This is a genomic window from Njordella aestuarii, assembly GCF_056494165.1.
Window position 1 is genome coordinate 5853524 of record NZ_CM151397.1, and the last position, 13366, is coordinate 5866889.

Below are 13366 nucleotides of genomic sequence, written 5' to 3' on the forward strand. Positions count from 1 at the left end.
GGATCGCTTTTGCAAAGGAGAGCCTTGATGAATAGCAAATGGCTCGAATCAGCGATACATCTGAAAGCGACCGGCAGCTTCAAAAGCGTTTTCGAAATGACGGATCAACGGCTTTCCGTTTTCGTGTTCGAGAATTACTTCGATGACGTCGAAGCGAACTCGTTGCTCCAATAAGTGATGGCTGCGGAGAAACACGAGGGCGGCGTTGGTAATGTGCTGCTGTTTTTTGAGGTCGACGGCCTCCGATGGGCCGCTTTCGCTGCGTTGTCTCGTCCAAGTTTTGACTTCGACAAAGACGATGCAACGCTCTTTTCGGACTTGGTGGACTGCGACCAGATCGAGTTCGCCGCCGCTGTTGAGAACGTTCCGAGCTAGCAAACGATAGCTTTTTTCTGATAGAAATTTTGCTGCGAGCGTTTCTCCCTGGTCTCCCGGTGTTCGGTCGGTCGAAGGGTCAAGAAATGCGTCATCGCCGCGGCGAAAAACTGCGATGGCTAGCTTTCGTAAAACTTTTAGCGGCTCTATCTTTCGCATTGCAGTTCCTACGCTTCGCAACAAGCAACGACTGGCTACAATCAACTGCCCAGATTACCAGATTCTTTGACGGCGGTCGCTGTGACGGACACGTAGCGGCCTTTTCGAGTAGTGCATTAAATTTATGGATTCCAATTCCGAGAAGATTGTCATCACAGGCCTCGGCGTAATTTCTCCGCTGGGTTGTGACCTACAGTCTTTCTGGCAGTCTCTGCAGTCGCAAACCTCGGGAATCCGGGAGCTTAAGTCGCTGCCCGGGGGTGCAGTTGACGTCCGTTTTGGCGCGGAAGCATGGGATTTTACCGGTGATATTGAGCAATTTGGTCCACTGGAAAAAGGCCTTCAGCGGACAATCAAGAAAAACCAGAAGCTCATGTGTCGCGAGATCGAGATGGGCGCTGCTGCGTGCCAACTGGCGTTGCACGACGCATCGCTAAGTGCCGCGGTGTTGGACCCTGATCGCAGCGGAATCACGTACGGGTCTGACTATATTCTGACGCGACCTGAAGAATACATTGACGGCGTCCGTGCTTGCAAAGATGGGAACGGCGAGTTTCAGATGGATGATTGGCCGAAGATTGGCCGACCGCAGGTAAACCCGCTGTGGCTGCTGAAGTTTTTGCCGAACATGCCAGCCAGCCACGTCGCGATTTTTAACGATCTGCGTGGTCCCAGCAATTCAATCACCGTTCGCGAAGCTAGCACTAGTCTTTGTTTTGGCGAAGCGACTTCGGCAATTCGTCGCGGCGCCGCAGATGTAATGATCGTCGGGGCCACGGGCTCGCGATTGGAACCGCTTCGGTTTTTGCACGTCATCGGACAGGAAACCCTGGCCAGCGAGCGAAAGAGTCCGGGCGAAATGTCGCGTCCGTTTGCTGCCGATCGGGATGGGATCGTCTTGGGCGAAGGAGCTGCTGCGTTCGTTATCGAGTCGGCCTCGCATGCAAAAAAGCGAAACGCACGCATTTACGCCGAAGTCGTCGCAACGCAATCTTCCGCGGTTGGCCGGGCAAAAGGGCGGGACCACATGCGCATTGCAACTCGCAACGTTCTGAGCGGCGTTATGGAAAAGGCCAAGAACAGCCTTCCGGCGTCGCTTCACATTCATGCCGCTGGCCGTGGCGACAAGCCGTCGGATTATTCCGAATCGAAAGCAATTGAAGAGGTTTTCGGCAAGGCAGACCACCCTGTCGTATCGGCGAAAAGCTATTTCGGAAACCTCGGCGCTGGTTCGGCCGCCGTTGAGATTGTCGCAAGCTGCTTGGCCCTCCAGCAGGGTGAGCTTTTTGCAAGCTTAAACTGTGAGTCGCAAGATCCCGAGTGCCCGGTTCGGGTCGCGACGGAACCTGGATCGCCGGGTGACGCATTCGTCCACTTGGCATGTTCTCCACAAGGCCAGGCTGCTGCAGCGCTGGTCCGCAAATGGAACGACTAGCAATTTGCTAAGGTTAAGGGGTCAGGAGTCAATTGTGCGAAGCAACCGATGGGCCGTTCCGGCAATTGACTCCTGACTCCTCAACGACGCACCTCTAGCAATTCCGATCCAGCAAAGAATTAATATTCATTTTTCTTTGGCAACAGATCCGAACATAGAATAGATTGAGAATTGTCATCCTCTCTGGCAGGTCGGTTAGAACGCTTGATTTCATCGCAAGCAATCTGCTAACACAAGATCCTCTCCCACACCTGCGCCCATTTGATCGACATTTATTGCCCTATTTGGTATTAGTAGAACGTGTTTTTCTTAACGCATTTTAAAGCCGGGGATGACTGGCTGATTGAGCGACTTCAAGACTACTTTGGAAGTAGTCATCCGCATCGGCTTGAGGTCGCTGAACAATTTCCCCTGACGGCCCAAGTGCCTCAAGTCTCTGACGACAAGACAATCATTGTACGGAATGCTTGTGGTCAGGACTGGACTTGCATTGCTAGCCGCGCTGTTCATGTTATTCGAAATCCATTGTCGCAACTGGCGGGAATTCACAGCGCGATTGCCAGCCGGGAAGCGTTGCCGGACGGCTATCGCTTGAACGGCAAAACGCGTGATGACATTGCAAATTCGCGAATCGATATCGGACTTCGCAAGCTCTGGTTGCATTTGAATGCGGCTTGCAGCCAAACTTGGGACGAGAGCGTACCGCAAAACGATCCATTTGGTTTTGAGCTTGTGGACAGCAAGCAACTGGTGGTGCGGATCGAAGACTTGGTGGCTTTCCCTGCAGTGACGCTGCGAAGGATCTGCGACTATTTTGGAGTCCCGATGCAGGTCGAACTCGTGCGTGCGTTTGTTGATTTCGGGCGGACGCGTCGACAAGTGTTCAAGCGCTGGGGCAACGAGCATCGCAAGCCGTCGATTCAAGCCAAAAGTTTGACCGTGGACGCTGACGAGAGATTTGACCTGTTCAGTTGGGCGGACGTCGTCCCCGGAATTCTAGCTGGCGAGATTTTTGCACAGCGCAGTGAATTCCTAAGTCGCTACTATCCAGAAATCGCCAGCCTCTTTGCCGAGCCTGCTCAAACGCGCCTTGTTGGCTAGACCGCAATTAAGCTGATGCAGCCGTTTTGCCTTATAGGACCATTACGTTCCTCAGACGCGTTCCTTGCATGTTCGCGCAATTAAGGCTTGACAGCAAGCGTGGACATTTCTACGTTGTTGGGCCTTCTGTAACCTAGCGTTTTTGATTTTTGCACACCGCGAGCAGGTCTCTTTCAGTCAGACCGGCGAGCCAAAGTTTAGTTGATCTGTAGCCATGGCAGTTCCAAAACGACGTCACTCCAATTCTCGTACTAACAAACGACGTTCGCACGACCATAAAAAACCGCGTCAATTGGCAGTTTGCCCACGCTGTTCAACTTCGGTCCCAACCCACGTGGTTTGCCCGAAATGTGGATTCTACGGCGGACGAGTTGTTGTCCAGATGGATGACCAAGAGTAGTCGATACGACTTGGTTTTTCCCCATTCTTTTTGTAAAGCGAGATTGTGGCGGCGACAGCTCTCCTCTTTCCCGGTCAAGGTGCGCAATCCCTTGGCATGGGCAGCAATCTGGTAAATCGCAGCAAAATCGCTGCAGACCTGTTCTCGCGCGCCTCTGAAATACTTGGCTACGATCTGCTGGATGTGTGCATTAACGGCCCCGTCGAACGGCTGAATGCAACCGACTGCTGCCAGCCTGCTCTGTACGTGCACTCGATTGCGACTTGGTCGACTCTTCGTCAAGAACGTCCGGAAATCTTCGAAGATGTACGCGCATTTGCAGGCCTTAGCCTTGGCGAGTACAGCGCACTCACCGCTTCTGGCGCACTTCCATTTGACGACGGTGTGCGACTCGTCCAGATTCGCGGCCAAGCCATGCAAGCGGCGGCGAACCAACAGCCCAGCGGGATGGCCAGCGTTCTCGGCTTGGACACCCAGCAATTGACACAACTTTGCGATGACGCGCGGCTGGAAGGTGAAGTCTTGCAGATAGCCAACCTTCTTTGCCCAGGAAACACTGCGATTTCGGGGCATTTGAAGTCGCTGGATGCAGCCGAAGCCAAATCGGCCGAGGCGGGAGCGATGAAATTCATCCGCTTGGCCGTGGCGGGCGCATTCCACACGTCGCTGATGCAGTCTGCCGTCGAGAAACTGCGGCAGGGCATTGAATCGGCAAAGCTTGCAGACCCGTGCGCTGCCGTTTACTGCAATGTTGATGCTCAGGCACATGCGCACGCCAACGAATTCCCTGAATTGCTGACGCAGCAGGTTGTGTCGCCGGTTTTGTGGGAACAAACCCTGCGAAACTTGATCGCGGCTGGCGTCGAACAGTTTTATGAAATTGGCGCGGGACGCGTTTTAGCAGGCACTTTGAAGCGAATCGATCGAAAAATCCCTTGCGAGTCGATTGGCGACTAGACTCCGTTAAGGTGGGTGCTTGCCAGGCAATCAAAACGCGGCTAAACACTTTGTTGAACACTACTTCGCCCTTTTTATCTCCCTTTTCCGATTAACATGAGCAACGACAACTTCGGCTTGAGCACTGACCTTTCGGGCCAGATTGCGATCGTCACAGGCGCGTCGCAAGGACTGGGTAAGGCGGTAGCCATCCGCTTGGCCGCCAACGGCGCCACTGTCCTGTGCGTTGCCAGGAACGCGTCCAAGCTGTCCGAGACGGTAGAGGCGATCACTGCGGCCGGTGGCAAGGCCGACGCGGTCCAGTGCGACGTCACCGATCGGGCTGATGTGGAGAAGTTATTTGCCGACGTGGAGAGCAAATACGAAAAACTAGACATTTTGGTGAACAATGCAGGTATCACTCGCGATACGTTGATGCCGATCATGACGGACGAGCAGTGGGACGAAATCATTGCTGCGAACCTAACCAGCTGTTTTTTGTGCAGCCGTGCTGCTTCGCGGATGATGATGCGAAAGCGATACGGCCGGATCATTAACATGTCGAGCGTTTCGGGAGTTATTGGCAACGCAGGTCAGACGAATTATTCTGCGACGAAAGCTGGAATGATTGGAATGACCCGTTCGCTGTCGAAGGAACTTGCCAAACGCAAGGTGACGGTCAATGCCGTAGCGCCTGGCTTTATCGAAAGCGATATGACCAAGGCGTTAGGGGATGACGTTTTAAAGGAAGTAAAATCACGGATTCCCGCCAACCGGCTTGGAACGCCGGATGACGTGGCTGCGTGCGTGTTATTCTTGGCCAGTCGGGCGGCGAGCTATGTGACTGGACAAGTTTTAGTGGTTGACGGCGGAATGACGGGCTAAGTCCCCTCATTCAAGGCTTGACCATTTTTGATAGAATCCTCTATCTTTGTCCGCCTTCTGAAGTTTGTTGTTTGGCACGCATCTTTTTGCGACCGACGGCGAGCGACCGGAAAGCGGAATTTTGGGTAAAGTTCGATGTGATCGGTTTTACTCACAGTTTTTAATTAGTCTTGTAGCACTGTTTTATTTGCACTGTTTGAAAGGGGATTACCCTATTATGGCAACTGTTGAAGAACGAGTTGTCGATATTGTTGCCGAGCAGCTCGGAGTCGACAAAGAAAAGATCAGCCGTGACACACACTTCGTGAACGACTTGGGCGCTGATTCCTTGGATACCGTAGAACTGGTAATGGAGCTCGAAGAAGAGTTCGATATCAGCATTCCTGAAGATGCAGCGGAAAAGATTCAACGCGTTGGCGAAGCCGTTGATTACATCGAGAAGAATCAGGGCAGCTAGATAGCATGAAGCGGCGGGTTGTCGTTACTGGCTTGGGCTGCGTTACGCCTATAGCTAACGAAGTTGAATCGTTGTGGCAAGGCATCCTGGATGGTCAAAGTGGTATTCACCCTTTGACAATTGTGGATCCGAATCCTCATAAGGTGAAATTTGGCGGAGATTGCGCCAACTTTGCACCTGGTTCGACTATTGATCCAAAGGACGTCAAACGTCTGGACAGATTTGTTCAGTTCGCGATGTTCGCCGCTTGCGCTGCTGTCAAAGATTCAGGGCTCGATTTCGCCTCGGAAGATTCCTACCGCTGCGGAGCCATCCTAGGCTCTGGCATCGGTGGCTTGAATGAAATCGAAGAGCAGATGTTTCGCATGTTCGCAAAGGGGCCAGATCGCGTTAGCCCGTTTACGATCCCGAAAATGATGCTCAACGCTGCTGGCGGTAACTTGAGCATCGCGTATGGATTGCGCGGGCCAAATTTCGCCGTCGCAACCGCGTGCGCTTCGAGCAATAACGCCATGGGCGACGCCATCAAAGCCATTCGATACGACGAAGCAGACATCATGCTGACTGGCGGTACCGAAGCGGCAATTACCGCGATGGGTGTCGCTGGCTTTGCAAACATGAAAGCGCTGTCGACTCGTAACGATGCGCCCGAGAAAGCTTCGCGCCCATTCGACCTTGATCGAGACGGCTTTGTCCTGAGCGAAGGTTGCGGCGTGTTGATCTTTGAAGAACTGGAGCATGCCAAGCAGCGAGGAGCTCGGATATATGGCGAGATCCTTGGTTATGGTGGCTCTTGCGACGCTGGTCACATCACCGCACCCGATGCGGAAGGTCGCGGTGCCGCTCGTGCAATGGCCAACGCCTTGCATGACGCAAAACTGAACGCGAGCGATGTCGACTATATCAACGCCCACGGAACGAGCACACCGCTAGGCGACAAAGCAGAAACGGTCGCCGTCAAATCGGTCTTTCAGGAACATGCCAGATCGGTCGCTATCTCCAGCACCAAAGGTCACCTCGGACATGCCCTCGGCGCCAGCGGCAGCATCGAAATGATCCTGTCTCTGCTCGCATGCTACCGCGACACAATTCCTCCCACGATCAATCTCGATACGCCCGACCCCGACTGCGATTTAGATTACACGCCGCATACGCCGCGGGAACGAACTGTTCGCGTTGCGATGAATAATAGCTTCGGTTTTGGCGGTCACAATGCGACGATTATCTGTGGCAAATTCGAGGGTTAAAGCAAGATTTGGCTGTTGATATAACACCCAAAGCTTCCTTTCAACGCAAACCGAGTACAATCGATGCGAGCAAACCTCACCCGCTTTCGCATGTGCTTTGCTCCGCCTATTACGCTTTGACTTTTACGGAAACTGCTGCCGAGACGCTTTATGTCATTTAACACTTTCGGCCACATGTTTCGCGTTACGACCTGGGGCGAAAGCCACGGGGCAGCACTGGGTTGCGTCGTCGATGGTTGCCCCCCGCAAATCGAATTCACGATTGCCGACCTTCAAGTGGAACTTGATCGCCGCCGGCCGGGACAGTCCAAGTTCACGACACAGCGAAACGAACCCGACGCAGTTCAGATCCTTTCCGGTGTTATGCCTTCGGAGAAAAACCCCGAAGTGCTCGTCACGACCGGGACGCCTATCTCGATGCTGATCTGGAACACCGACCAGCGTTCCAAAGATTATTCTGATATCAAAGATCGCTACCGTCCCGGCCATGCCGATTACACTTACGACGCAAAGTATGGCATCCGCGATTACCGCGGCGGAGGTCGCTCGAGCGCTCGTGAAACGGCAGCAAGAGTGGCAGCGGGCGCACTTGCTCGTAAGGTGTTGCCGCAAGTTCAGGTTCGCGCTGCACTCATACAGATGGGACCTCACAAGATCGATCGAAGTCGTTGGGACTGGGATGAAGTGCGTCGCAACGACTTCTTTTGTCCCGACCCAGTCGTCGCAGCCCAATGGGCCGAATACCTAGCCCAAATCCGCAAGTCGGGTTCGTCAATCGGTGCGGTGGTTGAAGTCGTCGCCGAAGGAGTACCGGTCGGTTTAGGTGCACCTATCTATGCAAAACTTGACCAAGACATCGCCGGGCATCTGATGAGCATCAATGCGGTAAAAGGTGTTGAAATCGGCAATGGTTTCGAAGCCGCAGAACTGACCGGAGAACAGAACGCAGACGAAATGCGGCTCGACGGGGACTCGCAACCACAATTTTTGTCGAACAATGCAGGCGGGATTCTCGGCGGAATCTCAACTGGACAGCCTATTGTCGCCAGGTTCGCAGTCAAGCCGACTTCGTCTATTCTGATTCCGCGGAAGTCGATAACCGCCAAAGGTGAGGAAATTGATCTGATCACGAAAGGCCGTCACGACCCCTGCGTTGGGATCCGAGCAGTCCCGATCGGCGAAGCGATGGTCGCATGTGCAATCACCGACCATTATTTATTGCACCGCGGCCAAACGGGCCGAGGCTGATTGCGTGAACTCGCGAAACACTATTTCCGTGCGCCCAAATTGCCATTGGGCTTCGGCACGTAGCGATAGTTGCCACCATTTTCTTGTGCCAACTTTTTCATCATGGCGTCAAACTTGGGCTCATCTTTCGCGTCAGACCTGCTAGGTGGAAAGCGAATAGTATTGATGGGAACTTTCGGCCGCGTACCCGAAATTAGGTCGGTTACGCGATTAATCGATTCAATCTTTTGTGGCAGGTTCACCACTGTAGCTCCATCAAACATCAAGAAAATCGCATCGGGTTCCAGGTCAATCGCCATTTCAATTGCATCGGTTGGATGCCGACCACCCTGTATCTTCACACCCACAACCCAACGCTCCAGCTTTTGCAAATTCTCCGGCGTGGCATAGACGGGATATTCGCTTGGCTTATTACCGTCCAATACCATCACCTGAGTCTCTTCGCCAAAGAAGCTCACAAAGAACCGTTGCGTAGGTTTCAGGCTCCGGACCGATCGCATCAATTCCATTTTGGCAAGCTCGAAGACGCCATCAGCGCGGATACTACCGCTATTGTCGACGACAAACGCAAAAGTATTGCCCGCGGCACTTACACCGAAAAACTGGACTGCTCCTAGTTTGTCACCTGTGCCACTGACTGCGCCCGTGGCTTGCGAAATGGCGGATCCAATCGAATCAGCCATGGGCGTAGCTATCGGGCCGATGGCAGATTCCGAAATGGCAACGGCCGACAAAGCGGGCGTATCAAAGGCCGTTGTAAGCGTTGGGGCGGGCATCTCATTCGAAACTTCCGTCATTTCCATTTCTTCAGGCGGCATCTCCAAAGGAACTTCCAAGGTTTCAGTAGCTTCGAACTTGGACGAGACAATTTGTAATGGTTCTTTTGGTTGACTAATCGAGTAATAGGCGACCCCCAAGACGCCGGTTAGAATCAGGTGAACCACGAAGCTAAAACCGGCACTGCCCGTCAGCCATCGAATCGCACGTTTGTTGAGGCTAGTATCATCGTCTGATTTTGCGATTGCCTGCGCCACGTCAAAATCGGTCTTCTTAGGAATAGGCGTTGCTTTTGGAGCGACCGACGCCAACCACTCGGGCGCATCGGATTGCACCAACGCCGCCGTAGCCAAAGCTGCTGGGGGCGACGTCTGATCTTCCAGTTCAATTCGATTCCGTGAGGCGTAGACCATAGCCGTCCAGCCACCGAAATCGTCGGACGCATCAATGCTGGTCGTGGCTTCGGAACCATCTAACGACAGGTGTGGCTTCGCGAGGAAAGGTTTCGCAGGTGTAGAAGATGGCACCTTTTCCGGCGAGTGTTCTTGAGGCGTTTCTTGTAGCGTTTCTTGCTGCGTTGTCTGCTCTTTGAGTATGGGATCTAAGCGTGGATCTACCGTTTTTACAAATTCCGAGTCGCCCAAGAACTCTTGGTGTTCGGCCAGCCACTTTTCCAAGTTCGCTGAATTGCCAGATTCTGCCTCGCGCAGCAAACCCTTCAATTCCAGTTTGGCAGCCTCGAACTTGGCGGCTCTCTCTCGAATCTCGAGCATCTGTAAGGTGTTCTGACCGATTCTGAGCAACGTTTCGCTGGCGTGCGAAGATTGCTCAAACTGGGAAGATGATGCCATTGGTCGAATTCGCAGTCTTGGGACGATAGATACGAGCAGTTCGGCGCTGCCCAAAGCCTGAGAGGACCTGCATTCTTGACCAGTACGGGGGCGACGTCAAGTTTTAGAGCGTTCTTTCACCGGAACTTCTTATTTTAATCGCGCCACTCGAGCTCAGAAGGCATTTCAGGTGGCAATCGGCCTTCCGTTGGAAGTTGGGATTTCACTAATATCGGAACATAAAAGCCGGAAAAAGATGGAGTTTAGCTATGACGCACTTGTTGATTTACAAAGCCAAAGAAGTCCGAAGCACTCTGTTGCTCGCCGTCTTAACAATTGTCGTCATGTTTTGCGAGTCAGTTCAGGCCCAAGGGCAGCACGTCCCACCACCCACTTTAAATCAAGCTGCCATTGCTGATGCTCTTCCCAGCACCAGCAGCGACAACAGAACGCCCCTCACCGCGATGCCCGACTTGCCATCGACATCGGCCTCATCGCAATCCGATATCGCTGCATCAACATCGGCAACACAGAACGAAGTTCCTTCACTTAATACCAAAAACCCCGGTTCGCGCGTCTCAGGCAGCTCCGTCACTCACCGCAGCCTAAGCAGTATCTCGCGAAGCGGCCCTCGAGCTATGGACAGTTCGGCAGGGCAGTACTGGGCCGAATACGATTTAAGGCCTTATACCAAAAACCTCCCTTCTCATCCCAATCCCGAGCAAGCGATTGTCGATTGGGTGCTACGCGAGACAGGAACTGACATCTGGTTTCACGCTCCAATGGGCGTCCTATCGGCAAGCCGTGATAAATTGGTGGTTTATCATAACGAAGGAGTGCACGATTCTGTCAAGAAGATCTATGAGCTCTTTGTGAATGGGAATATTGAACCACAGAATTTTACCGTTCGCATCTTGTTAGTTGGCTCTCCCAACTGGCGGACACCAACACTCTCATGGATGCGGTCTGTCGATTTACAATCGCCCGGGGTTCAAGGTTGGTTGTTAAGTAAAGAACAAAATGCAATGCTCATGGCAACTCTTCGTGGCCGCAGCGATTTCAGTGAAATTGCTACTCCGAAGATGGGCATAACCAATGGTCAGATGCAAACGATCGAAAACCTGCGATCGGTCTCGTATGTCCGTGACTATGAGCGTCGCGAAGAACCTTACGTGTCCTATGTGCCGATGAGCGATTCGATCCTGGAAGGCTACCGAATCAAGCTTTCGCCGCTTATAAGTAACGATGAGCGATCCATCGATATGTCGTTGACTTGTTCGCTTGATCAAGTTGAACGACTAAATCCGGTGCCAATCGATCTACCGACAGCCAACGGGACCATGCAGTCGGTGCAGATCACGATCCCTCAAATGATGTCATGGAGATTTGAAGAACGTTTCCAGTGGCCTTCGGACCAAATCCTTGTCTTGTCTTGCGGAGTCGTTGCGCCACCCGCCAGCAACACTCGATCGACCATTCTGAATGCTCAAAGCAGTTCGGGATTGTTTGGTCTTGGAAAACTTGTCCCACCACCCCCAGCCGCTCGCGCTGATGCGTTGTTGACAATCGAATACAACGGCCATGCGGAGAAGGTAGAGACGCCCAACTACGGCGAGACGCCATCCTCAAGCGCAACGCACGTCAACTCAGCCGCAGTCAATCCTATCTCCCGCGGCCGCTACTAAGCCGAGCCTTAGCAAACCGTGCTCTTACATGTCACGACGTACAATAGCAAGCGGATGCATCTCTCCGAGACTCGAAAGCCTCAGACAATTCAGCGCAGTTTGACTTTAAAGAGTAAAACGCAGAGCCGCAGAGGACACAGAGTCTTGGACCCAATCCTCCGCGATCTCTGCGTCTCTGCGTTTCCAAATCGTGTGTTTGGTAAGGCAACCTGGGGTTCCGCTTCGTTCCTCAGCTCCACCCCAGGCTAGAAAATGCCGCTACTTCGTAGCTCTTGCCACTTGAAATACCAATACCCCTGGGAATGGAGCGATCAACTTCAATCGAACTCTAATGCTCTACTACTTGCGCCCGAGTAAACGATTCATGTTCTTCTTGTAAGATTCAACGCCTGGTTGACCGTACGGGTTGATTCCCATAAGTCGGCCTTCTACCACCGTTGCTAGCATCAACATTTGCATGACCTGCCCCATGTGAAGCTCGTCGACTTTCGGCAAGTACAAATCCGTTGATGGGCGATCATCGTCTGCCAACGCTTGGTTCGTCCCCTTGATCGCCGCTTCCATAACTTGCGGCAGCGTTTTATCCGCCAATTCATTCAGGCTATCGGCATCCGCGTCACGCTCTCCAATAGAAACGGAATCGCATCGATACTCGTCGACGATGATATTGTTGAATACCTTGTCGCGCGAGCCTTCCTGATGTTGCTGGTGCCGCGAGTGCAGATCTCTTGTGTTCAATGTTGTTAACGGAGTAAAACCCTTCCCCTCTTTGCCCAAGCTTTCGGCCGACAATTGGTCGTACCACAAGCCCAACGACTCCAGAGCTTTACTCCACACACTCATAACGCGGATGTCGGCACCATATTTCTTTTCGAGCAAATGATTGACTGCAACGTATTGCAGGACAATATTTTCGGCAGGCCCCTGCCCTGCAAAATGTTCGTTCATCGCTACCGCTCCCTGCAATAGCTCAATCACATTAATTCCCAACAAAGCGGCGGGCACGAGCCCCACGGCAGACAACACCGAGAACCTACCGCCCACTCCGTCAGGCACAGGAAAGAAATCGTCGCAGCCCAAGGCCTGCACCATCTTGTGCAACTTGCCACCTTCACCCGTAACTGGAATCAAATAGTCTTTAAGGTTTGCTTCTTTTCCGAGCTTCTTCTCAAGCGCATTCAAGAAAATACGAAACGCTGCTGCGGTCTCTAACGTGCCGCCGCTCTTGCTGATTACGATCAAACCCCATTGATCAGCACTCGGATCGACCTCCATGCAATCACGTGAGAGTAGCTGCAACAGCCCTTGAGTTGCATCGTTGTCGACGTTGTTCCCTTCGAAGTACATCCGCGGCTTGCTTCCACGTTCGCCGCGTGTCAATTCATTCCAGTACGGCTGAACACAACTATCCATCAACGCTCGCGCGCCCATGTACGACCCGCCAATCCCCAACACGACGACACGATCGACTTTCTTCTGCATCGCTGTTGCCGTTTTGAACAATCGTCCCAGCTCACTTCCCTGACGATCCGATTCATATTCGGCCAGCAAGCGAGCTGGCATCATGTGAAAGCCTGCATCAAGCGGTTGCATCGAATCTGGAATCGGTTTATTGCCGGCCAGCATCTCTAGTTCACTGCCGACCATGGCATCGCGAATCTCCAGCAACTGTGGCATCAACGCGTCGATATCTGCCTGAGTGATGCCGTTCTTCTTCAGCAAGGCTCCTTGGTAATCAAATCGCAGTGGTTTAAGTTGGTTCTGTCGGAGTTTCACGTCGCAGTTCTTTCTGGAGAATGGGATGTTTGCAAAGTTTCGCTTGTTGATAAGC

12 protein-coding genes are annotated in these 13366 nt (G+C 52.9%); 9 read left to right on the forward strand and 3 right to left on the reverse strand.

The window, feature by feature from the left end; all coding sequences use genetic code 11:
* Nucleotides 1-48: 48 nt before the first annotated feature.
* Nucleotides 49-534, reverse strand: coding sequence for a YraN family protein (locus SH451x_RS22875; RefSeq protein ID WP_479359531.1), 486 nt, complete (start codon nucleotides 532-534; stop codon nucleotides 49-51).
* A 124-nt stretch (nucleotides 535-658) separates the two neighbouring features.
* On the opposite strand from SH451x_RS22875, the gene SH451x_RS22880 reads away from it, so the two are divergent.
* From SH451x_RS22880 to aroC, 8 genes are all read left to right on the forward strand, one after another.
* On the forward strand, nucleotides 659-1969 hold the full coding sequence (locus SH451x_RS22880) for a beta-ketoacyl-[acyl-carrier-protein] synthase family protein (RefSeq protein WP_479359532.1): 1311 nt from the start codon (nucleotides 659-661) through the stop codon (nucleotides 1967-1969).
* A gap of 300 nt (nucleotides 1970-2269) precedes the next feature.
* Nucleotides 2270-3070 (forward strand): sulfotransferase family protein, encoded by an 801-nt coding sequence (locus SH451x_RS22885; protein ID WP_479359533.1) that lies wholly within the window; start codon nucleotides 2270-2272, stop codon nucleotides 3068-3070.
* A gap of 214 nt (nucleotides 3071-3284) precedes the next feature.
* Complete coding sequence (rpmF, locus tag SH451x_RS22890; RefSeq protein WP_479359534.1) at nucleotides 3285-3470, forward strand: 50S ribosomal protein L32; 186 nt, start codon at nucleotides 3285-3287, stop codon at nucleotides 3468-3470.
* Nucleotides 3471-3515: 45 nt separating this feature from the next.
* On the forward strand, nucleotides 3516-4427 hold the full coding sequence (gene fabD / locus SH451x_RS22895; protein ID WP_479359535.1) for an ACP S-malonyltransferase: 912 nt from the start codon (nucleotides 3516-3518) through the stop codon (nucleotides 4425-4427).
* 96 nt (nucleotides 4428-4523) lie between these two features.
* The gene (gene fabG / locus SH451x_RS22900) at nucleotides 4524-5291 is read left to right on the forward strand and encodes a 3-oxoacyl-[acyl-carrier-protein] reductase (protein ID WP_479359536.1); all 768 of its coding nucleotides are present in this window, start codon (nucleotides 4524-4526) and stop codon (nucleotides 5289-5291) included.
* 217 nt (nucleotides 5292-5508) lie between these two features.
* Nucleotides 5509-5748, forward strand: coding sequence for an acyl carrier protein (gene acpP / locus SH451x_RS22905; RefSeq protein WP_479359538.1), 240 nt, complete (start codon nucleotides 5509-5511; stop codon nucleotides 5746-5748).
* A 5-nt stretch (nucleotides 5749-5753) separates the two neighbouring features.
* Nucleotides 5754-6995, forward strand: a complete 1242-nt coding sequence (gene fabF, locus SH451x_RS22910) for a beta-ketoacyl-ACP synthase II (protein WP_479359539.1) — start codon at nucleotides 5754-5756, stop codon at nucleotides 6993-6995.
* A 150-nt stretch (nucleotides 6996-7145) separates the two neighbouring features.
* Nucleotides 7146-8243, forward strand: coding sequence for a chorismate synthase (gene aroC, locus SH451x_RS22915; RefSeq protein ID WP_479359541.1), 1098 nt, complete (start codon nucleotides 7146-7148; stop codon nucleotides 8241-8243).
* Nucleotides 8244-8263: 20 nt separating this feature from the next.
* On the opposite strand, the gene SH451x_RS22920 is transcribed toward aroC, so the two are convergent.
* Nucleotides 8264-9871 carry a vWA domain-containing protein gene (locus SH451x_RS22920; RefSeq protein ID WP_479359543.1) on the reverse strand — a complete coding sequence of 536 codons (1608 nt, stop codon included), beginning with the start codon at nucleotides 9869-9871 and terminating at the stop codon, nucleotides 8264-8266.
* Nucleotides 9872-10119: 248 nt separating this feature from the next.
* Between SH451x_RS22920 and SH451x_RS22925 the strand changes: the two genes are divergently transcribed.
* Nucleotides 10120-11535: a hypothetical protein gene (locus tag SH451x_RS22925; protein WP_479359545.1), complete on the forward strand. Its 1416-nt coding sequence runs from the start codon at nucleotides 10120-10122 to the stop codon at nucleotides 11533-11535.
* A 339-nt stretch (nucleotides 11536-11874) separates the two neighbouring features.
* On the opposite strand, the gene SH451x_RS22930 is transcribed toward SH451x_RS22925, so the two are convergent.
* Nucleotides 11875-13311: a phosphoglucose isomerase-related protein gene (locus tag SH451x_RS22930; RefSeq protein WP_479359547.1), complete on the reverse strand. Its 1437-nt coding sequence runs from the start codon at nucleotides 13309-13311 to the stop codon at nucleotides 11875-11877.
* Nucleotides 13312-13366: the final 55 nt, after the last annotated feature.

Bases quoted from the DNA above. Each gene is read 5' to 3' on its own strand.
- acpP (WP_479359538.1), top strand. From the start codon at position 5,509: ATGGCAACTGTTGAAGAACGAGTTGTCGATATTGTTGCCGAGCAGCTC.
- fabF (WP_479359539.1), top strand. From the start codon at position 5,754: ATGAAGCGGCGGGTTGTCGTTACTGGCTTGGGCTGCGTTACGCCTATA.
- fabG (WP_479359536.1), top strand. From the start codon at position 4,524: ATGAGCAACGACAACTTCGGCTTGAGCACTGACCTTTCGGGCCAGATT.
- SH451x_RS22925 (WP_479359545.1), top strand. From the start codon at position 10,120: ATGACGCACTTGTTGATTTACAAAGCCAAAGAAGTCCGAAGCACTCTG.
- SH451x_RS22880 (WP_479359532.1), top strand. From the start codon at position 659: ATGGATTCCAATTCCGAGAAGATTGTCATCACAGGCCTCGGCGTAATT.
- SH451x_RS22875 (WP_479359531.1), bottom strand. From the start codon at position 534: ATGCGAAAGATAGAGCCGCTAAAAGTTTTACGAAAGCTAGCCATCGCA.
- rpmF (WP_479359534.1), top strand. From the start codon at position 3,285: ATGGCAGTTCCAAAACGACGTCACTCCAATTCTCGTACTAACAAACGA.
- SH451x_RS22920 (WP_479359543.1), bottom strand. From the start codon at position 9,871: ATGGCATCATCTTCCCAGTTTGAGCAATCTTCGCACGCCAGCGAAACG.
- aroC (WP_479359541.1), top strand. From the start codon at position 7,146: ATGTCATTTAACACTTTCGGCCACATGTTTCGCGTTACGACCTGGGGC.